20 protein-coding genes and 1 pseudogene are annotated in these 21,206 nt (G+C 33.0%); 9 read left to right on the plus strand and 12 right to left on the minus strand.

Annotated features, from left to right (window positions below; translation table 11 throughout):
- Both ABY285_RS08315 and glmS read left to right on the plus strand, forming a co-directional pair.
- Positions 1-661, plus strand: a 661-nt coding sequence (locus ABY285_RS08315; RefSeq protein WP_372768954.1) for a DUF4270 family protein, incomplete at its 5' end; no start/stop codon positions are given.
- Between the two features lie 14 nt (positions 662-675).
- A complete protein-coding gene (gene glmS, locus ABY285_RS08320; RefSeq protein ID WP_372768956.1) occupies positions 676-2,526 on the plus strand; it encodes a glutamine--fructose-6-phosphate transaminase (isomerizing) in 1,851 nt (616 codons plus the stop codon).
- A 125-nt stretch (positions 2,527-2,651) separates the two neighbouring features.
- Here the strand turns inward: glmS and ABY285_RS08325 are convergent, their stop codons facing one another.
- On the minus strand, positions 2,652-3,272 hold the full coding sequence (locus ABY285_RS08325; RefSeq protein WP_372768958.1) for an FAD-dependent oxidoreductase: 621 nt from the start codon (positions 3,270-3,272) through the stop codon (positions 2,652-2,654).
- A gap of 10 nt (positions 3,273-3,282) precedes the next feature.
- Entirely contained in the window at positions 3,283-3,867 is a 585-nt protein-coding gene (locus ABY285_RS08330) for a MarC family protein (protein ID WP_372768960.1), read from the minus strand.
- A gap of 90 nt (positions 3,868-3,957) precedes the next feature.
- Here ABY285_RS08330 and ABY285_RS08335 point away from each other — a divergent pair, with 90 nt between their 5' ends.
- From ABY285_RS08335 to ABY285_RS08345, 3 genes are all read left to right on the plus strand, one after another.
- On the plus strand, positions 3,958-4,527 hold the full coding sequence (locus tag ABY285_RS08335) for a DUF3109 family protein (protein ID WP_372768962.1): 570 nt from the start codon (positions 3,958-3,960) through the stop codon (positions 4,525-4,527).
- 301 nt (positions 4,528-4,828) lie between these two features.
- Positions 4,829-5,803 carry a ribonucleotide-diphosphate reductase subunit beta gene (locus ABY285_RS08340; protein ID WP_372768964.1) on the plus strand — a complete coding sequence of 325 codons (975 nt, stop codon included), beginning with the start codon at positions 4,829-4,831 and terminating at the stop codon, positions 5,801-5,803.
- Positions 5,804-5,882: 79 nt separating this feature from the next.
- Positions 5,883-8,264, plus strand: coding sequence for a ribonucleoside-diphosphate reductase subunit alpha (locus tag ABY285_RS08345; protein WP_372768966.1), 2,382 nt, complete (start codon positions 5,883-5,885; stop codon positions 8,262-8,264).
- Positions 8,265-8,346: 82 nt separating this feature from the next.
- Here the strand turns inward: ABY285_RS08345 and ABY285_RS08350 are convergent, their stop codons facing one another.
- The 7 genes from ABY285_RS08350 to ABY285_RS08380 all read right to left on the minus strand — a co-directional run bounded on the left by ABY285_RS08350 (position 8,347) and on the right by ABY285_RS08380 (position 16,599).
- On the minus strand, positions 8,347-10,605 hold the full coding sequence (locus ABY285_RS08350) for an inorganic phosphate transporter (RefSeq protein ID WP_372768968.1): 2,259 nt from the start codon (positions 10,603-10,605) through the stop codon (positions 8,347-8,349).
- A 204-nt stretch (positions 10,606-10,809) separates the two neighbouring features.
- Positions 10,810-11,472, minus strand: a complete 663-nt coding sequence (gene phoU, locus ABY285_RS08355) for a phosphate signaling complex protein PhoU (RefSeq protein ID WP_372768970.1) — start codon at positions 11,470-11,472, stop codon at positions 10,810-10,812.
- A gap of 11 nt (positions 11,473-11,483) precedes the next feature.
- Complete coding sequence (gene pstB / locus ABY285_RS08360) at positions 11,484-12,284, minus strand: phosphate ABC transporter ATP-binding protein PstB (RefSeq protein ID WP_372768972.1); 801 nt, start codon at positions 12,282-12,284, stop codon at positions 11,484-11,486.
- Between the two features lie 16 nt (positions 12,285-12,300).
- Complete coding sequence (gene pstA / locus ABY285_RS08365) at positions 12,301-13,155, minus strand: phosphate ABC transporter permease PstA (RefSeq protein WP_372768974.1); 855 nt, start codon at positions 13,153-13,155, stop codon at positions 12,301-12,303.
- Positions 13,148-14,023, minus strand: coding sequence for a phosphate ABC transporter permease subunit PstC (gene pstC / locus ABY285_RS08370; RefSeq protein WP_372768976.1), 876 nt, complete (start codon positions 14,021-14,023; stop codon positions 13,148-13,150). Before pstC ends, pstA begins: the two co-directional genes overlap by 8 nt.
- Before the next feature lie 58 nt (positions 14,024-14,081).
- Positions 14,082-15,005, minus strand: coding sequence for a PstS family phosphate ABC transporter substrate-binding protein (locus tag ABY285_RS08375; RefSeq protein WP_372768978.1), 924 nt, complete (start codon positions 15,003-15,005; stop codon positions 14,082-14,084).
- A 403-nt stretch (positions 15,006-15,408) separates the two neighbouring features.
- Positions 15,409-16,599, minus strand: a complete 1,191-nt coding sequence (locus ABY285_RS08380) for a porin (RefSeq protein WP_372768980.1) — start codon at positions 16,597-16,599, stop codon at positions 15,409-15,411.
- Between the two features lie 263 nt (positions 16,600-16,862).
- On the opposite strand from ABY285_RS08380, the gene ABY285_RS08385 reads away from it, so the two are divergent.
- From ABY285_RS08385 to dgt, 4 genes and pseudogenes are all read left to right on the plus strand, one after another.
- Positions 16,863-17,165: a hypothetical protein gene (locus tag ABY285_RS08385; RefSeq protein WP_372768982.1), complete on the plus strand. Its 303-nt coding sequence runs from the start codon at positions 16,863-16,865 to the stop codon at positions 17,163-17,165.
- A gap of 250 nt (positions 17,166-17,415) precedes the next feature.
- The gene (locus ABY285_RS08390) at positions 17,416-18,045 is read left to right on the plus strand and encodes a carbonic anhydrase family protein (RefSeq protein WP_372768984.1); all 630 of its coding nucleotides are present in this window, start codon (positions 17,416-17,418) and stop codon (positions 18,043-18,045) included.
- Positions 18,046-18,099: 54 nt separating this feature from the next.
- Positions 18,100-19,974, plus strand: a complete 1,875-nt coding sequence (locus ABY285_RS08395) for a SulP family inorganic anion transporter (RefSeq protein WP_372768986.1) — start codon at positions 18,100-18,102, stop codon at positions 19,972-19,974.
- A gap of 131 nt (positions 19,975-20,105) precedes the next feature.
- Positions 20,106-20,573, plus strand: a pseudogene (dgt, locus tag ABY285_RS08400) (dGTP triphosphohydrolase); the annotation flags it as partial.
- 8 nt (positions 20,574-20,581) lie between these two features.
- On the opposite strand, the gene ABY285_RS08405 reads toward dgt, so the two are convergent.
- From ABY285_RS08405 to ABY285_RS08415, 3 genes are read right to left on the minus strand one after another with little or no spacing between them, the layout of a single operon-like run.
- Positions 20,582-20,755: a hypothetical protein gene (locus ABY285_RS08405; protein WP_372768988.1), complete on the minus strand. Its 174-nt coding sequence runs from the start codon at positions 20,753-20,755 to the stop codon at positions 20,582-20,584.
- Positions 20,721-20,972 carry a porin gene (locus ABY285_RS08410; protein WP_372768999.1) on the minus strand — a complete coding sequence of 84 codons (252 nt, stop codon included), beginning with the start codon at positions 20,970-20,972 and terminating at the stop codon, positions 20,721-20,723. Before ABY285_RS08410 ends, ABY285_RS08405 begins: the two co-directional genes overlap by 35 nt.
- Positions 20,969-21,172, minus strand: a complete 204-nt coding sequence (locus ABY285_RS08415) for a hypothetical protein (RefSeq protein WP_372768990.1) — start codon at positions 21,170-21,172, stop codon at positions 20,969-20,971. The genes ABY285_RS08410 and ABY285_RS08415 overlap by 4 nt, the downstream gene beginning before the upstream one ends.
- Between the last annotated feature and the right edge of the window lie 34 nt (positions 21,173-21,206).

Here is a 21,206-nt window from a genome sequence, read left to right on the forward strand (position 1 = left end):
AACTGATGCAGGTTTGGATTTAAATGGGAATGACATAAAAGGAGAAGGAGTTGTTAGAGTTAAGCATGAATATGCTTTCCCGTTTGGTCCCATAAAATCCAATGTTTTAAAAAGAGATTATACGGTTTCACATCAAAGTGGTGAAAACAGGCTATACGTGCAGGGAGCAGCAGGTTCAATAGCAACCATTGAGTTGTTTAACAATGAAAACTTGGAAGAATTACAGCAAAATAATTGGTTGATTAATGACGCGAATTTAATTTTTTATGTTGATCAAGGAGCTGCCAGTTCAATTGTTCCTGAACAATTGTTCATCTACAACTATGACGAGAATTTGCAGATAACTGATGTTATGACAGAAGGAATTAGTGCCGTTGGCGGCTTCTTGGAAAGAGACGATAACGGAAAACCTTACAGATATGTTTTTAAAATTACAGATTATATATCGAGATTGTTAAAAACAGATGAGCCTCTGGACTTAGTAAAAATAGGGTTAAAAGTTTACAATCCTTCAGACACTCCCACCGCTATTACAGATTTAAAAATCAGAGAATATAGCTGGACGCCAAAAGGAGTTGTGTTATTTGGGCATGATACAAGTTTCGGCGATAAAGATAAAAGGGTAAAACTAGAAATATCTTATTCAAAAATAAATAATTAAAAAAGAAAGTTGGTATGTGTGGAATTGCCGGTTATTTAGGCTTTAGAAAAGCTTATCCAATAGTTATCAATGGTTTACAACGTTTAGAATATAGAGGTTATGACAGTGCGGGAGTTGTATTGCTTGATGGCAATGAAATGAGCCTTTATAAAACAAAAGGAAAAGTATCTGATTTAAAAAAAATAACCAGACAAAAAAATGTTGAAGGCAATTTAGCTTTAGGTCATACCCGTTGGGCTACACACGGCATACCAAGTGATGAAAATTCACATCCTCATCTTTCCAATTCAGGAAATTTGGTTATCGTTCATAATGGAATTATTGAAAACTATGATACCATAAAAAAGGAACTCATAGTTAGAGGATATACATTTAAAAGTGATACCGATACTGAAGTTTTAATAAATTTAATAGAAGAGGTTAAAATCAAAAATAACTGCAAATTGGGGAGGGCTGTTCAAATGGCGCTGGCCAATGTTGTTGGAGCTTATGCAATAGCCGTTTTTGATATTGCAAAACCCGATGAAATCATTGTTGCTAAATTAGGAAGTCCTATAGCCATTGGTATTGGAGAAAATAATACTGAGTTTTTTGTTGCTTCAGATGCATCTCCATTTATTGAGTATACTAGAAATGCCATCTATTTAGAAGATGAAGAATTGGCAATTCTTAAATTAGGAAGAGATATCAGAATTCGAAAAATTCAGGACAATGCTGCAGTTGAACCTTATATTCAGCAATTAAAACTTAATTTAGAGCAAATTGAAAAAGGCGGTTATGACCATTTTATGCTCAAAGAAATTCACGAGCAGCCTAACGCTATTTTAGATGCCTATAGAGGACGACTTTTAGCATCCAAAGGCATGATAAAAATGGGAAGTGTTGACAATAATATTTCAAGATTTTTAAATGCAAACCGTATTGTAATAGTTGCCTGCGGAACTTCATGGCATGCAGGATTGGTTGCCGAATATCTGTTCGAAGATTTGGCGCGTATTCCTGTTGAAGTTGAATATGCTTCAGAGTTTAGATATCGAAATCCAATCATAAATAAAAATGATATAGTAATTGCAATTTCACAATCGGGTGAAACTGCCGATACATTGGCAGCTATAAAATTGGCAAAATCTAAAGGCGCTTTTGTGTTTGGGGTTTGTAATGTAGTAGGTTCTTCCATAGCGAGAGAAACGGATACAGGTGCTTATACGCATGCCGGGCCGGAAATTGGTGTGGCTTCAACCAAAGCATTCACCACCCAAATTACGGTGCTTGCTTTAATGGCATTAAAACTTGGTAATTTAAAGGGGGAACTTTCAAACTCTATGTACAACAATTATATACATGAAATGAGTTTAATTCCGGCTAAAGTGGAAGAAGTTCTAAAAATGGATACCGAGATTGAAAAAATTGCTGCAATATATAAAGATGCTCCAAATTGTTTGTATTTAGGACGAGGATATAATTTTCCTGTAGCGCTGGAAGGTGCTTTAAAATTAAAGGAAATTTCTTACATACATGCAGAGGGTTATCCTGCTGCAGAAATGAAACACGGGCCTATTGCTTTAATTGATGAACATATGCCGGTTATTGTTATTGCAACTAAAAAGGGTCATTATGACAAAGTGGTGAGTAACATTCAAGAAATAAAAGCACGCAAAGGTAAAATTATTGCAATTGTTACCAAGGGCGATATCATAGTAAAGGAAATGGCAGACCATGTGATTGAAATTCCGGAAACTGAAGAAGCTTTTACACCGCTTTTATCAACAATTCCATTACAATTGTTATCCTATTACATCGCTGTAATGAGAGGCTGTAATGTGGATCAACCGAGAAATTTAGCGAAATCCGTTACGGTGGAGTAACGAAAAACAGATACCTTCAAACTCATAAATATTTTAAGGAATAATATCCACAACACTTATGCTTTTAACACAAGAGATTTGTGGTGAAAAATATTAAAAATAAGCAGTTTATATCAATAATATATTTATAAAACATTAGGAATGGAGTCATGAATCATGCTGTGATTTCCATCATTCCATATCGTTAAAATATCGGTTGCAACTTGGGCGCCACTGCCTGTGGCAATCGCGAACTGACTTCTCCACCCCGATAAAACACCGGCAACATATATGCCTTCTGCAACCAAATGGTTTTTGTTTTTTAACATAATACGTTCTTTTTGTGGAGGCAAACTTTGGTGAGGAATTACATATTGCATGAGACCTTCAATATTGAAAAGATTTGAAGGACCAACAGCCACAACAATTGTTTTTGTATTGTAGGAGTTTTTATTGGTGAATACCTTAAAACTAGGAAATTCTCCTTCAATTTTAGTCACTTTTTCATTTCCAATCTGAATCACGTGAGGATATTGTTCGGAAAGTTGGTTTAAGCCATCTGTCAACACCTGATGGCCTCTCGTTCCTTTTTTAAATCCCAACACATTGTTGAGCATAGCTTCGTTTAACGCCGAACTTTTTTGGTGAGCAACAACCCCAATTTTTTTATTTTTTGCAAAAGGTTTGTCAACTGCCGAGCCTAAAATTAGGGAGCAAGACAATCCAGCTGCGCTTCCTCCTACTATCAACACATCAAAAGCGTCCATATTTAAGAATTTAATTGTGAAATAATCCCTGTATATTTGAAGTGAACAGTTTTACAGCTATCGCCAAAAGAACAACTCCAAATACTTTTCTAATAATATTTATCCCGTTTTTCCCTATAATTTTTTCAATTTGCACCGAAGTTTTAAGCACTATGTATAAGAAAATTGTATTGATAATAATGGCAATTACAATATTTATGGTTGAGAACTCAGCCCTTAATGAAAGCAGTGTGGTTAAACTTCCCGGTCCGGCCAATAACGGAAATGCCAACGGAAATACAGAAGCTGTTTTAGCATTTGTTTCTTCCTCCTTGTAAAGCGAAATTCCCAAAATCATTTCCAGCGCCAAAAAAAACAGGATGAACGAACCTGCAACTGCAAAAGAATTAACATCAATTCCGATTAGACTTAAAATGCTTGTTCCCAAAAACAGGAAAGCAACCATGATAAAACATGCGACTATAGATGCTTTTTCCGAATGGATGTGGCCAAATTTTACCCGTAAATCAATAATTATCGGAATACTTCCTATAATGTCAATTACGGCAAACAATATCATGGTTGCAGTAACTATTTCCTTAAAATTTATTTCCATCATGTTCCATTTTAAAACGATTGGTGAAAGTATATAATCAAAAATTGAATTATAGTAAAAGTAATGTAAAAAAATAGTTATTTTTGCCGGATGTTTCAATTAGGAAAAACAATCGTTTCAGAAGAGATTATAGAGAAGGATTTTGTCTGTAACCTATCGGCCTGTAAAGGAAAATGTTGTGTTGATGGAGAAGCCGGCGCTCCCTTGGATGAAGATGAATTGCTGATCCTTATGGATATCTATCCTAAAGTGAAGCCGTTTTTACGAGAAGAAGGAATTCAAGCCATTGAAGACCAAGGGCTTTTTATTACGGATGAAGGTGAATATGAAACCACTTTAATAGACGGGAAAGATTGCGCTTACTCTATATATGATGAAAATAACACCGTTAAATGCGGCATCGAGGAAGCTTTTAATCAAGGCATAATTGATTGGAAAAAACCAATTTCTTGTCATCTATATCCAATTAGAATTACAGATTACATAGAATTTTCGGCAGTAAATTACCATAAATGGCCAATTTGTGATGACGCTTGTTCTTTAGGCAAAGAATTGCAAGTGCCTGTTTACAAATTTGTGAGAGAGGCATTAATCAGAAAATTTGGAGAGGATTGGTATTTGGAACTTGAAAAAATTGCCAAAAATCACAAACAACAATAAAACTTTTTAAGCCTTTAAGATACGTAAGTTAGAAGAGTATAATTTGAGGCACTCTTTTTTAATTTGGCGTTTTTGTGCAACCTCCCTAAAATCAACTGGCGAGCAATCTAAAAATTTATTAATCATTAAAAATCAGTAATTAATAATATTGATTTTTTTATGAGATCATACAAGAATGTTAAAAACTCACTAACAAATGTGAATAAGTAAGCCTTTTTTGCATCCTTTTTTTTTCAATATTTGTTTTACTCGTTTTTTACTAAAAAACAGCTACTAACTACTAACTAAATAATCACGATTCATGTCATTTATTGAACCCATTCTTCAGCCTAATAAAAATCGCTTTGTGATTTTTCCAATTCAACACCAAGATATCTGGGAGTGGTATAAAAAACAGGAAGCAAGCATTTGGACTGCGGAGGAAATTGATTTACATCAAGATGTAATTGATTGGGAAACTAAATTAAATGATGACGAGCGTTATTTTATCAAACATGTTCTGGCTTTTTTTGCAGCTTCTGATGGGATTGTAAATGAAAATTTGGCAGAAAATTTTGTAAGTGAAGTGCAATATTCCGAAGCAAAATTTTTTTATGGTTTTCAAATAATGATGGAAAACATCCATTCTGAAGTGTATTCGTTGCTAATTGACACCTATGTTAAAAATGATGCTGAAAAAGATCAGTTGTTTAACGCCATTGAGGTTTTTCCTGCCATTAAAGAAAAAGCCGACTGGGCGCTAAAATGGATTGAAAGTCCTAGTTTTGCTGAGCGATTAATTGCATTTGCAGCCGTTGAAGGCATCTTTTTTTCGGGAAGTTTTTGTTCTATATTTTGGTTGAAAAAGAGAGGTTTAATGCCAGGATTAACCTTTTCAAACGAATTGATTTCACGAGATGAAGGCCTGCATTGCGATTTTGCCATTCACCTGCACAACAATCATATTGTTAATAAAGTTCCTAAAGAACGAATTACAGAAATTTTAACCAATGCCCTGAATATTGAGCGTAAATTTATTACAGAGTCATTGCCAGCCAGTTTAATTGGAATGAACGCAAAATTAATGTCGCAATATTTAGAATTTGTCACCGACCGTTTGTTGACTGAGTTTAATTGCGACAAAGTTTATAATTCCTCAAATCCGTTTGATTTTATGGAAATGATTTCCTTGGAAGGTAAAACAAATTTCTTCGAAAAACGGGTTTCGGAATATCAAAAAGCCGGTGTAAAAAGCGGCACAGGAACTGGAAGTATAAGTTTTGATGCTGACTTTTAATCCCAATAAACCAAAAATCAATGGCGTAACTACGTTCGTTTTTTTGAAAAATTACTAACTATTAACTGAAATGTAACCTATGTATGTACTAAAAAGAGACGGCAGAAAAGAGCCCGTGATGTTCGATAAAATTACGGCCAGAGTTCGAAAAATGTGTTATGGGCTTAACAGTCATGTTGATCCTGTTAAAGTTGCTATGCGCGTAATTGAAGGATTATATGATGGGGTTACAACTTCAGAACTTGATAATTTAGCTGCTGAAACAGCGGCAACCATGACGGTGCAACATCCCGATTATGCAAAACTGGCAGCGCGTATTGCCGTTTCAAACTTACATAAAAACACTAAAAAGGTATTTTCTGAAGTCATGGCTGATTTGTACAATTATGTAAATCCGCGTACAGGAAAGAAAGCACCGTTATTGTCTGATGAAACTTTTAAAGTCATTATGGATAATGCCGAAAAACTGGACTCCACAATTATATACAACAGGGATTTTGGCTATGATTATTTTGGATTCAAAACATTGGAACGCTCTTATCTATTGAAAATAAATGGTGAAATAATTGAGCGTCCACAACATATGCTAATGCGTGTTTCCATAGGTATTCATCAGGAAGATATTGACGAGGCCATAGAAACGTATGAGTTGATGTCGAAAAAATTCTTTACGCATGCAACACCAACGCTATTTAACGCGGGAACGCCAAAACCACAAATGTCTTCATGTTTCCTGTTGCAAATTCAAGACGACAGTATTGATGGAATTTATGATACACTGAAACAAACGGCACAAATATCACAATCTGCAGGAGGTATTGGTCTTTCAATTCATAATGTACGTGCCACGGGCTCTTATATCAGGGGGACCAATGGAACTTCCAATGGTATTGTTCCTATGTTGAAAGTGTTTAATGATACAGCCCGTTATGTGGATCAGGGAGGTGGAAAAAGGAAAGGCTCTTTTGCCATTTATATGGAACCTTGGCATGCTGATGTTTTTGAGTTTTTGGATTTGCGTAAAAATACCGGAGCAGAAGAAAAACGTGCCCGAGATTTATTTTATGCCATGTGGATTCCAGATTTATTTATGAAACGGGTAGAAGAAAATGGAGACTGGACGTTGATGTGTCCCAATGAATGTCCTCATTTATTTGACACTTATGGTGATGAATTTGACAAATTGTACACGGGTTACGAAAAAGTGGGGAAAGGGCGCAAAACCATCAAAGCACGTTTGCTTTGGGAAAAAATACTGGAAGCCCAAATTGAAACAGGAAATCCGTATATGTTATACAAAGATGCCGCTAACAGGAAATCCAACCAAAAGAATTTAGGAACCATCCGTTCTTCTAATTTGTGTACTGAAATTATGGAGTACACCTCAAAAGATGAGGTGGCAGTTTGTAATTTGGCGTCTATTGCGCTTCCTATGTTTGTTGAAGAAGATGAACATGGAACTAAATTTTTCAACCATCAAAAACTTCATAAAATCACCAAAAAAATTACGCGGAATCTGGATACGGTGATTGACCGTAATTATTATCCTGTAAAGGAGGCTGAAAATTCAAATTTTCGCCACAGACCAATCGGAATTGGTGTTCAGGGTTTGGCAGATGCTTTTATTCTGTTGCGTTTGCCTTTTACAAGTGATGAAGCTAAAAAATTAAATGAAGAGATTTTTGAAACTATTTATTTTGCGGCAGTTACTTCCTCAATGGAAATTGCAAAAGCAAAAGAACCTTATTCTTCATTTAAAGGTTCTCCAATGTCACTTGGAGAGTTTCAGTTTAATATGTGGGGGATTTCAGAAGAAGAATTAAGCGGAAGATGGGATTGGAAAGCGTTGCGTAAAAAAGTACTTAAAAACGGCGTTAGAAACTCGTTATTGGTAGCGCCGATGCCAACAGCTTCAACTTCACAAATTTTAGGAAATAACGAAGCTTTTGAACCTTATACCTCAAATATATATACCCGAAGGGTATTGAGCGGCGAATTTATTGTGGTGAACAAACATTTATTGGAAGATTTGGTTGATCGCGGTTTGTGGGATAATGAAATGAAAGAAAATATTATGCGTGCCAATGGATCTGTTCAGCATATTGACATCATTCCCCAAGAACTGAAAGATTTGTACAAAACTGTTTGGGAAATGAGCATGAAGGATATTATAGACATGTCTCGTCATCGTGGTTATTTTATAGACCAATCGCAGTCGCTAAACCTATTTATGCAAGATGCCAATTATGCCAAACTAACTTCTATGCATTTTTATGCCTGGAAATCGGGATTAAAAACCGGCATGTATTATTTGCGTACCAAAAGTGCCGTAAATGCAACTCAATTTACTGTTTCAAAAATAAAAAAAGAAGAGGAAACACCACTTACACCAGAAGAATTAAAACAATTGATTATGCAATCAAAAGAGAACCCCGATGATTGTGAAATGTGTGGTTCGTAACCAAACTTATTACCTCAGAAGACTAGAAAACCCCCTATCAAATTGTTTTGAAAGGGGGTTTTTGATTTGATATAATTTCTAATTATTTCTTCTTGGTAGCATACAATTCCAACAAATCCATTGTAGCTTTTATTAAGTCTTCAGTCTCTAACAAAATACTAAAGTAGAGCGTTGTATTTTTAGGGCTGGACTCGGTTGTTCTTGTACGTTCTACCTGCTTTTGCGCATAAGCTGAAACGATGGACAACAACTCTTGTTTTTCTTCAAGTAAAGAAGTGATTTTATTAAAAGAACGATTATCAAAAATGGTTCTTATTTTACTAAATAGATGGGTTAATTTTTCATCAATTTCTTTTAATTCTTTTGCTTGATTTGTTTTTAAACCTTTATGATTGTTATGGATATGTTTATGACTTACTTTGGAAATAAATCCTACGGATTGTGCAATGTCTTGTAAGTCTCCAATTACATCAATATAAAAAGTGCTCGCACTAACAGATGTTTCGTCCAAATTTTTAATAAAGTAGAAAATATTGTTTTGTAAATCTTCAATTTCAGCTTCTAGCTTAACAACTGCATTTTTAGCTTTTTTAAGGGTTGGTAAATCTTCATTTATTAAACCGTTAATGGTGTTTTCGTTTATTTTACTAACTCTTTTTAATACCTTAGAAATGTTATCAGCACTCTCCTCAATAACTCCTTTTACAGATTTACTTTCAGATCTGTTTAAACTATCTTCAGCTTTTGTTTCTTTTGATTTTTTGATATGTCTTAATGAGTTTCTAACCAATAAAACAACTGCTATTAGAAGTAATATTGCAATCATTGTGGGTCCTCCTAAAAAGATCAAATAAGCAGTGACACCTGAAGCAACAAAAGCCATAATTGCAGTAAAAAACCACCCTCCAATTACATTTAAAACTCCTGCAACTCTATAAACGGCACTTTCACTTCCCCAAGCTCGGTCTGCTAAAGATGAGCCCATCGCAACCATAAATGTTACGTAGGTGGTAGATAATGGCAATTTATAGGATGTGGCTATCGAAATTAAAACTCCCGAAACCATTAAATTAACTGCGGCTCTTACCAAATCAAAGGCAGGTAATTCAAGTTTTTTTCCTTGAACCAGTGCAATTACAGGTTTTTCAAATTGTTTGTCAATTTTATTTTGAATTGAATTTGGAATTAAAACTGAAAAATATCTTGAAAACAAGATAGAACCTCTTACCAAAACTCTTGAGGTAAAGGTTGGTTCAAAACGCTCTTTTGTATCAGACTGGCTTGATAAATCAACTGAAGTTTTTACTACTGCTTTTGCTTTTGAAGAAAACCACAGGGTTAATACCATTATCATTCCAGCAATAAATAACAACATGGTTGGTGTGGCGACTTTTTCAGCTAAAACACTCATTGCAAATTCATTTGCTGGTACTCCGGAAGCTACCCAGGCTTCATATGATTGCCAGCCTGCAATTGGAACACCAATAAAATTCACCAGGTCATTACCTGCAAATGCCAGTGCTAATGCAAAAGTACCTGCAATAATAATAATTTTGTAAATATTTATTTTAAAGAAATTTATTAAAATATAGGATACTGCAGACCAAAAAATTAAATTTATTACAATAATTTGGTAAACGAAATTTTCTAAGAAATCCTTAATGGTTCCTCCAATAAGATCAAAACTTTGTGCCGCGTAATTTGTTCCCCCAATACCTTTCATAAGGATAAAGTACATAATTGACGATAACGCGACTCCTCCGAACAAGGCGCCAGCCCATGCCGCTTTTTTCTCAAAATTAAATGACAATAATAGACGGGAGAAATATTGCACAATAGCGCCAACAGAAAATGCAACTATTACGGATAGCAGGATTCCAAAAATAATCATAGTTGCTTTTGCAGTATTTATATAGTTCGCAACATCTGCAAAATTGCCGCCATCTGCACCTATTTTAATTAATGAAACTGCAACAGCAGCGCCTAACAATTCAAAAACAATTGAAACTGTAGTCGATGTTGGCATACCAATACTATTGAAAAAATCAAGTAATAAGATATCTGTAATCATTACCGCCATAAAAATGATCATGATATCACTGAACATAAACATTCCCGGATTAAAAATTCCTTTTCGTGCCACTTCCATCATTCCACTTGAAAATACGGCTCCAAAGGCAATACCAATACTGGCAACAATCATGATTGTTTTAAATGATACGGCTTTTGAGCCTATTGCAGAATTTAAAAAGTTAACGGCATCATTACTGACTCCAACAACTAAATCGGCAATAGCTAAAATCGCAAGGGCAGCAATCATTAATAAGTAAAAATTATCCATATATCAGGTGTTTTTTATAATTGCGTAAAAGTAACGAGTTATTTTTTTTTATACTATTTAAATGTCTATTTTCTTAAAAATCAAATAATACAGTTTATATAAAAAAGGGATTTGGTTTAATTAAACTAAATCCCTTTCATTTTAAATTAATTATTTTTTTAAAGACTATATTTTATTCAATAATTCTGATAAGTCAAACATAATCTACTTTTTCTTTTTATGTTTTAAAACTTTAGCATCAACATAGTATATGATGCTTTCAGAAATGTTTTTTAGCAAATCTCCAATTTTTTCAAATTTTTTCATAACAACTAGGGCCATTAAATATTGCCGAATTAATTCAGGATTTTTACCAACTTCTTCTTCAACTATATTAAAAGTATTTGAGTTTATTTTATTAATAATTTTATCCTTCTTAAATACTTTTCTGGCAGCCTTTAAATTTTCATCAGTATAGGCTGATAATACATCGTTAAACATACTGCCAAGGGTATCAAACATTAAATTAAACTCCAATTTTTCTATTAACTCTGGTGCTAATTTTTGATTTAAATCAAGAGTATGATTGGCTATGTCATATGCTTGGTCTCCAATTCGCTCTAAATTGTAATTAATTTTAAGTATTGCCAATGCAAATCTTAAATCGGTTGCGACAGGATTGTATAAAGCAATAAAGTTATCTGTATCTCTTTCAATTTTTAAATCCAGTGCATTTACCCTGTTCTCTTTTAAAATGATTTCTTCTGCTAAGTCTGTGTCAAAAATTGTAAAAGCCTCAAAAGCAAGTTCAACCTGACTATGACATAAGTTTAACATTTCTTCACCTATCTCACTTAAAGCAATTCTTTGTTCTTCAATATTTATCATAATTTTATTTTTTAGCCGAACCTACCTGTAATATAATTTTCTGTTTGTTTTTTCTCGGGATTTGTAAAAATATTTCTGGTTTTATCAAATTCGATTAATTCACCCATATAAAAAAACGCAGTATAATCGCTGATTCTTGATGCCTGTTGCATATTATGAGTTACAATTATTATCGTATAATGCTCCTTCAAATTATAAATTAATTCTTCAATTTTTGCTGTTGAAATAGGATCTAATGCTGAAGTTGGTTCGTCCATTAATAAAATGGAAGGTTCAACCGCCAAGGTTCTGGCAATACATAATCGTTGTTGTTGTCCACCCGATAAAGCTAAAGCAGATTTGTTTAAATTATCTTTAACCTCATTCCATAAATCAGCTTGAATTAAAGCTTTTTCCACGCGCTGAGCCAATACTTTTTTGTCGTTTATACCTTGAATTTGTAATCCGTAAGCTACGTTATCGAAAATGGATTTTGGGAACGGATTTGGTTTTTGAAAAACCATACCCACCTCTTTTCTCAGCTCTTCAACCTGTGTTTTTTTCCCATAGATGTTAGTGTCATCTATTTTTATTTTACCTTCCATTTTGAAATCATCCACATAATCATTCATCCTATTAAACAATCTTATAAAAGTAGATTTCCCGCAGCCGGAAGGGCCTATAAAAGCGGTAATACTTTTTGGTTTAATATTCATGGAAATATTTTTTATAGCCTGAAATTCGCCATAAAACACATTCACATTTTTGGCATGTAACTTATATTTTTCAGGTGTTGAAGTCTCTATTTTGGTTTCTACGGTTTTTTCTGTCATGACATCATTCATTGTTTTATTGTAACTTTTTTTGCCATCTGTTTCTAAAATAAACAGCTATTCCATTCATTATAAATGTAATAAGTAATAATATTATTATTGCTGCGGAAGCTGCAATTGCAAACCCTTCCTGTGGTCTTGTTGTCCAGTTATAAATTTGCATTGGCAGTACTGAAAATGTATCAAAAAGCGATTGGGGTACAAAGGGAACATATGCCATTGCGCCAACTACAATTAAAGGTGCTGTTTCACCTATTGCCCTTGACAAAGAAAGGATTATTCCTGTTATAATACCCCCAAATGAAGATGGCAAAACAACATTTCTTATCGTTTGCCATTTAGAAGCACCCAATGCAAATGAGGCTTCTTTTAATGATGGAGGCACTGCTTTGATAGCTTCCCTTGTTGCAACAATAATAATCGGTAAAATTAAAAGAGACAAGGTTAAACTTCCTGATAAAATACTGCCACCAAAATTAAAATATCGGACAAAAATACCCAATCCCAATAATCCGTATATGATAGAAGGAACTCCCGCCAAATTTGAAATATTAATTTCCAATAAAGATGATAATCTAGATTTTTTTGAATATTCTTCCAAATAAATACCGGCACCAACTCCTATAGGAATTGCAAAAATAACAGTTAAAAGCATCAAATCCAATGTGCCAATAATAGCAGTATAAATCCCTGCTTCTTCAGGTTTTCTTGACGGTAAACTTGTTAAAAAATCCCAGTTAATTCTTGTAAATCCTACACGTACAATGTTATAGATTAGAATGACCAATATTGAAATCCCAAAAAAGGTAAATAAGATACCTAAAGCTTTAAAAGCCTGATCTTTAATTTTATTTTTTCTAATGTTATTCATATTTTTCCTGATACTTTTTCTTAATCCAAAAACTAATGGTGTTCAAGGTAAAGGTAAATAAAAACAAGGTAAGACCTGCGGCAAAAATAGTTTTGTATTCAAGGGAGCCTTGAGGTGCATCACCCGAACTTACTTGCACTATATAAGACGTAATGGTTTGAATTGGTATGGTTGGATCCAATGTGAATTGGGCTTGTTGCCCAGCGGCAATGGCTACAATCATCGTTTCACCAATAGCTCTTGAAATTGCTAAAATGATGGATACTATAATTCCAGATGAAGCAGCAGGCACCATCACTTTAAATGCCGTTTGAAATCGGGTTGATCCCATTCCGAAAGCAGCCAATTTTAAGGACTTCGGAACTGCATACAAAGCGTCTTCACTTAACGAAGATATAAATGGAATTATCATAATACCCATTACAATCCCTGCCGACAACGAATTGAATGTTTCTAAATCGGGGTAAATAGTTTGTAAAAAAGGCGTTACAATAGACAGTGCGAAAAACCCATATACTACAGTGGGTATTGCCGCTAAAATTTCAAGAAATGGCTTTAAAGTTTTTCTAAAACCTTTAGGCGCGTACATATTTAAATAAATTGCAATGGTTAACCCTATTGGAAGTGCCACCGCAATAGCTATTGCTGCAGTTAAAAAAGTTCCTGAAAGCAATGCTAAAATACCAAAATGTTTTTCACTGAATAAAGGCGTCCATTGTGTATCTGTTAAAAAATCGAATATGGACACACTTCTAAAAAAGGAAATGCTTTCAAATAAAAGTACTGCGATAATACCAATTGTGGTTAATATGGTAATAGAAGCAAAGAGCTTTAAAATGAGTTCAATTAATTTTTCTTTAATTTTCATACAATACAATTTCCGATAAGAAACCTTACCAGCAAATATAATTTTTTAATTTGAATATTTATTTAGTCAGCACTTTACTAAAAGCTGCTTTTTGTTCCTCATATCCACTTTGTGGCATTGGAACATAGCCAACCTCTTTAGATAATTGAGGTGCATTGTCTAAATAAAAATTTATAAATTTATGAACTTCAGGCCGTTGTGCTGATTTTTTATTCACAAAAATAAATAATGATCTAGATAATGGAGCGTATTCATTACTGGCTACAGTTTCTATACTTGGCAAAACAGCGCCTTTTCCACTGTCAATTCCAACAACACCTAATTTTTCTTTATTTTCTTCATAATAAGACAATCCGAAATAACCGAATGCATTCACATCTTTTTCAATACCTTGAACAGCAACGTTATAATCTGAAACCGCATTGAAATCTGTTCTGCTGGCTCCTGATTCTCCCATAATCACTTCAGTAAAGAAATCGTAGGTACCATGTGAGGTATTAGGTCCGTATAAATGAATTTCTTCATTTGGCCATTCGGCTCTAATATCATTCCATTTTTTTACAGTACTATTTGGTTCCCAAAGTTTTTTAAGTTCTTCGGTTGTCATTGTTGTAGCCCAAGTGTTTCCCTTGTTAACAACTATAGTTATACCATCTAGCGCAACTGTCAATTGAATGTATTCAATGCCATTTTCTTTACACAGCGCAATTTCTGTATCTTTAATTTCTCTTGAAGCATTACTGATATCAGTAACTCCAGTTCCAAATTTTTTGAAACCACCACCAGTACCCGATTCACCAACAGTAACTTTTACTTTTGGTTCAACTTTTAAAAATTCTTCTGCAACAGCTTCTGAAACCGGAAAAACAGTTCCTGAACCATCAATAGAAATTGATCCCGTTAATTCAGTCCCTTTTTCTTTTTTCTCACCACAAGACCCTAAAACTAGAGCGATGGACATAATAATTACTAATTTTTTCATTTTTTTTATGGTTTTTATGGTTAAATTTTGGTTAACTAAAAATTATTTGTTTCCTATTGTTTACTTTATATTAAATGAATTACAATTTAAACTCAGCATTTAAAAACACTAATGATTTGGTATCTAATGTTGAATTGTCAAAACTAAAGCCTTGGTAATTTAGTGAAAATTTAAGGCCCTTAACTTGCGCATATTGAATTCCTGTTATAATTTGACTACCGTCTTTATCTATATTCCATGAGGCTAAATCACCTGTTAATGTGTTTGAGCTTAGTTGGTCGTATCTTCCAAAAATTTCAACTTTTTTATTGATAACATAGGTTGAATAAAATGACAGTCCATTTAATTCATGGTCTTGTGCAGGTTTCGAATATTTTTTCGATTATTAATTTTGTAGTTGTTTTTAAAAGTGAATATCAAATTGTAATCTATACATAATTTGTTTGTTACTATTTGTAATATCTAAAACACTAATATCAGATTGAATTTTTAGTTTATGCCCAACTATATATTTAGAAATACCCAAAGTGTATTGATTTTCTGCATCTTTACCAGTAACGGTCTTGTCTAATTCAATATTTGTATATCGACCGGAAACTTCCAAGTCATTATTAAATAAATAACCAGTTTGTAGATTTAATCCTCGACCAACTTGTACCTCAGCTCCTGTAAGAGATCCATCTGAATTTTTTGCATAAGGATCATCAGCATCTCTATCGGCATATTCAGCCATAAATGAAAACCCATTATATTTAAACATGACATCAATAAACAACGTATTAATATTAGTTTGGTAAAATCCAATATCATTTGTCATATATGAACCTTGATTACTTCTGTTTTTAACTGCGTTATTATTATGATCGTAAGACACACCCAAAGCGAGTTTTGGTGTTTCTTCTCTTTTTAAATCACTACCTGAATAATCGCCACCGCTTGTGAAATTTCCCATTGGCAAAAACTCTACACGACCAGTATACTGATGTCCTCCAATATTTCCAGTTGTAATATTTCTTCCCTCACCCTGTGCAATTGAAAAAATTTCTTTAACAACAAAATTATTCGTTAAGTTAAAATGATGTCTTAATTGTATACCTAAATCACGATCAATATTAAAACGACTGTTTAATAAAGAACGATCTACTTGCTGCATATTTCCAGAAGAAATTACACGTTCTCGGTTACCTGGTAATTTTGTTTGTCCAAACCATAATTCTAAATTTTTTGCGAAATTATATTTAATAACAGCATCTAAAATATATCGAGGGGCGTTGCTTGTATATTCAGAAGCTCCGGAAATATCGCGATTTGAAAGTCCCAATTCCAACTTATATTTAAGTTTAGGGGAAAAGGCATAACCACCAAATTTTAAACGTGCACGTCTTACCAAAAAGTTAGACTCACCGCTTTCGCCTTCTTGAAAATTTGCAGTTGCTAAAAATTGCATTCGAGCAGCTACATTCATTGTCCAAGTACTATCTTGTCCAACTAAATTAAAGAGACCTTTTCCAAATTTTGGCGCATTTGTTTCTTGAGCCATTGTGAATAACGAAAAGGACATTAATAATACTGTAAGTGATAATTTAAGCTTCATAAAATTATTATTAGTTTTTGTCATTGCAAATATCCAATATCTATGTTAACTTAATGTTTCCTTATGATTAATTTATAGTCAAAAATAGCTATTGATTATTATGATTTTTTAATACTAATATAAATTTAAGGGTTTAAGCCAATTATAACCTAAATAAATTAAGATTTTTTGTATTGATATTAAACCGTAAAATGATTTTAAAAAAAAATTAACACATTTATATTAGTTTAATTTTATATTTGCACGTTATTAAACCAACAGAGATGTTAAAAAAAACAGTATCTATTTTTTTTACAGTATTATTTTTAGGCATCATTTCTGTGCCTTCAATTATTGTTGTAATAGATGATTCAATAAACATTTCTTTAGTTCCCTCAACTTCTGAAGAAGAAAAAGGAAATGAAAAACATGTAGATATTGAGGTGTTTGTTTCTAAAGGAAAAGCTAATGAATCATATTTAGCTTTAGATTCTTCTGAAAACAATTTGGGATATTACAATAAAAAGTATCCCAAACCACATTTAAACCTTATCTCTCCACCTCCCCAATTCAACTGCATAGGATAATATCTATTTATTGGCTAAATAAGGCCTGATATTAATTCTGTTAAAGTGTTTGGTTTTGTTAACTACATCTTTCAACTCATCTTTTTAAATCTTTAAAAAATGACATATTAATAATATGTTCAAAAAAAAGCTGGTTTATGTTTAGATATTAATTTAGCAAAAGTGACTATTATTAGGATTAATTTTCAACAAATCATTAAAAAAAGTTAGATAAATTACCATATATATATGGTATTAAAAATAAAATATTATGAAAGTACATACAAAAGAAACTCAAGCAACAATGACTCCAGAGAAGTCATTACAATATTTAAAAGAAGGAAATATTAGATTTCAAAATAATTTAAAAGCAAATAGAAACCTATTAGAGCAAGTTAATGATACCAGCGAAGGTCAATTCCCATTCGCTACAATTTTAAGCTGTATAGATTCAAGGGTATCTGCTGAATTGGTTTTTGACCAAGGATTAGGCGATATTTTTAGCATTCGTATTGCAGGAAATTTTGTAAATGAAGATATTTTAGGAAGTATGGAGTTTGCTTGCAAGCTTGCAGGAACCGAATTAATAGTTGTTTTAGGGCACACAAGTTGTGGAGCCATTAAAGGTGCATGTGATGATGCCAAATTAGGTAATTTAACTAATATGCTGGCAAAAATAAAACCAGCAGTTGAGGCAATTAAAGAACCCGAAGATATTAATTTTCGTAACTCTAAAAACATTGGATTTGTTGATAATGTAGCGACTAAAAATGTATATCTTACAATTGACAGAATATTGAAAGAAAGTCCTGTTCTCGCAGAAATGCAAAATAAGGGTGAAATAAAAATTATTGGAGCTATGTATGATATTAATACAGGAGCCGTTGATTTTTTTGAATAAGATTTAAATTGTGAATCACAAAAAAATTAAAAAACAACTATAATATTAAATCAAATGAAAAAATTATTTTCAAATATTAAAGGTGATGCTTTCGGAGGAATTACAGCAGGAATCGTCGCATTACCATTAGCTTTAGCATTCGGGGTTTCTTCTGGATTAGGACCAAGTGCAGGATTGTATGGAGCTATTTTTATAAGCTTCTTTGCTGCTTTGTTAGGCGGTACTAACACTCAAATTTCAGGCCCAACAGCACCAATGACTGCCGTTAGTATGGTTGTTATTGCAGGTATTATAGCGGTAAATGATGGTGATGTATCAAAAGCGCTTCCAATTATTCTAACTGTTTTTTTACTTGGAGGATTATTACAAGTTGGTTTAGGCGTATTTGGTTTTGGTAAATATATTAAGTACATACCTTATCCTGTAGTTTCTGGTTTTATGACTGCCATTGGTGTTATTATTTTAGTAACTCAAATTCTTCCTGCTATTGGGTATTATCCAAAAGAAGACATGGCTTTTGTTGAAACATTTAAACCTCAAGCTGAAGAAATTATTTTAGAAAACATTTTAAAGGAAGAAGCTGGAGAAGGAATATTAGTATTAGAAAATTTTACTGAAACGGTTGCCAGAGCAGGTAATACAACACAAGAAGATATTCTAAAAGAGTCAAAGGCACTTGCTGCAAATGACGCTTCTGGCGTTTTAGGAACCCTTAAAGTTTTACAACAAGCTTTAAGAAATATAATTTGGTTAGAGTTTATTTTGGCATTAGCTACAATTTTTATTATTTATGGCTTTAAACGAATTACCACCGTAATTCCAAGCACACTTGTAGCCTTATTAGTAGTATCTGGTGTTGCTTTTGCTTTTAATTTAGATTATAGGCCTATTGAAGAAATTCCTTCTGGGTTACCTATTCCTAATTTTGGAATTTTTACAGAGTTTAGTTTTAATAATATCTCACCATATATTTTAGCAGCATTAACATTAGCACTTTTAGGGTCGATAGATTCATTATTAACTAGTGTAGTTGCAGATAATATGACCAAAACCAAACATCAACCTAATAAGGAACTTATTGGACAAGGTATCGGTAATAGTATTGCGGCTATTTTCGGAGGGCTTCCTGGAGCAGGTGCAACTATCAGAACGGTAGTTAATATTAAATCTGGTGGTAAAACAAAGCTCTCTGGAATGATAGCTGGTATTATGTTGTTGATTATTTTATTGGCTTTAGGTCCTGTGGCTTCAAAAATTCCTGCAGCTGTTTTAGCTGGTATTTTAATTACAGTTGGGATTGGAGTTATGGATTATAAAGGATTAAAAGCAATACCAAGTTTACCAAGAGACATGAAAATTGGACCTCTAAAAGTGAGTTCGGAAGTTATTATTATGCTTGTAGTTTTAGTGCTTTCTAGCATTTGGAATTTGGTTTATGCCGTTGGAATTGGTATGATAATCGCATCTTTAATGTTTATGAAAAAAATAGGGGATTTGACGGCACAAAGTTCTGATGTAAAACCTTTAAAAGAAGAGGTATGGAAAGATGAAATAGGTTTCCCAGAAAAATTAAAAGAAGAAGTTTTTATTAAACATTTAAAGGGGCCTTTATTTTTTGGGACAACAAATGATTTTCAGCAATTAGCAAAACAAATACCCAAAACAGCATCAACTGTGGTTATTCGTTTGGAGAAGATGCCTTATATGGATCAATCTGGTTTATATGTTATGGAAGACATGCTTCTTGATTTAAAAAATAAAAATATTGAAGTTGTTTTTGTGAACCTATTAGATCAGCCAAGATATATGATGGAACGAATTGATATTATTCCTGATTTAATTTCTGAAGATCGAATTTTTAATAATTTCAACGAATGTATTGCTTGGGTAAAAAACGAGCTAGAAAACGGAAATTTAAATGATAATTAATAGTTCAACTTTAATAAAATTAAAGGCCACCAATAATTTGGTGGTCTTTTTGTTTAAATCTATTGTATTTCGCATTGTGTTTGTTATTGTGTAGTTCCAAATTAACATACCCGTGTTAAGTTACAGTATTCGTGCTTTCTGATTCCTTTAGAAGTTTACAAGATAAAACTCAAGTAGTTCCTCATTCAAAAACAGATTTTGTTCATACGCGTTTAACACATAGTTTAGAAGTAAGCGTAGTTGCACGTTCACTAGGAAGAATTGTTGGTGAACAAGTATTAAAAAAGCATCCAAATTTAAATGAACAAGGTTATAAAATGAACGATTTTGTTGCTATTTTAGCAACTGCGGCTTTAGCACATGATATTGGAAATCCGCCCTTTGGACATAATGTAGAAAAAGTCATTGGTGAATATTTTCAAAGTGGAAACGGACAAAAATATAGAAATCAACTCACAGCAAAGCAATGGCAAGATTTGATAGATTTTGAAGGGAATGCTAACGGATTTAAAATTTTAACAGAAAACAAAGAAGGTGTTGAAGGAGGTTTGCGATTGTCGTATGCAACATTGGGCACTTTTATAAAATACCCAAAAGATTTATCTTCTTAAGGTTTTCTATAACTATAGGCAACTCCTAAATGCAACAATGTATTGTCATTTTTAATAGCCAAACCAGAAATACGCGACGTTAAGGCATAGTCTCCATTTGCCTTCGGGTTATCTGAAGTTGAACTACTTGTACCTCTAAACAATCCAATTTGCCAAGACATTTTTTTCATTCGTAACTTCGTTAAATAGCATAAAACCTGTGTTTCTTTCTGGGATAGTGCTAATAGGAAGCCCTCTCTCCATAAAAGTAATATATTTGCTACTAGTAAGTGCTTCTAACCTGAAAGGTTCAATAAAATGCCCAACTCTAAAATTACCTACTACGGGTAATTCTTTAATTGTGATAAAAGCATCTTTTAAAGTAACTTCTCCACCAGAAAAATCTATTTTAGTTTAAAATCTACGTTGTTATAAATAGTTCCGGAAGTAAATAAACGCGCCCTACGAAATTCGTTTCCATTTTTAGAGAATAAAGTGTAACCATTTGATTCTGCTTCATTGTTCAATGAGAAAAAACCATAATCATACATGATACGCCCCCCAAATTTCATTTTAATGCTCTTATCAGCATTTTCAATTTTAAACACATTCTCCCATTTTGTGGTAAATGGATTTTATTTT

The sequence above is a fragment of the Lutibacter sp. genome, assembly GCF_041555395.1.
Taxonomy (GTDB): domain Bacteria; phylum Bacteroidota; class Bacteroidia; order Flavobacteriales; family Flavobacteriaceae; genus Lutibacter.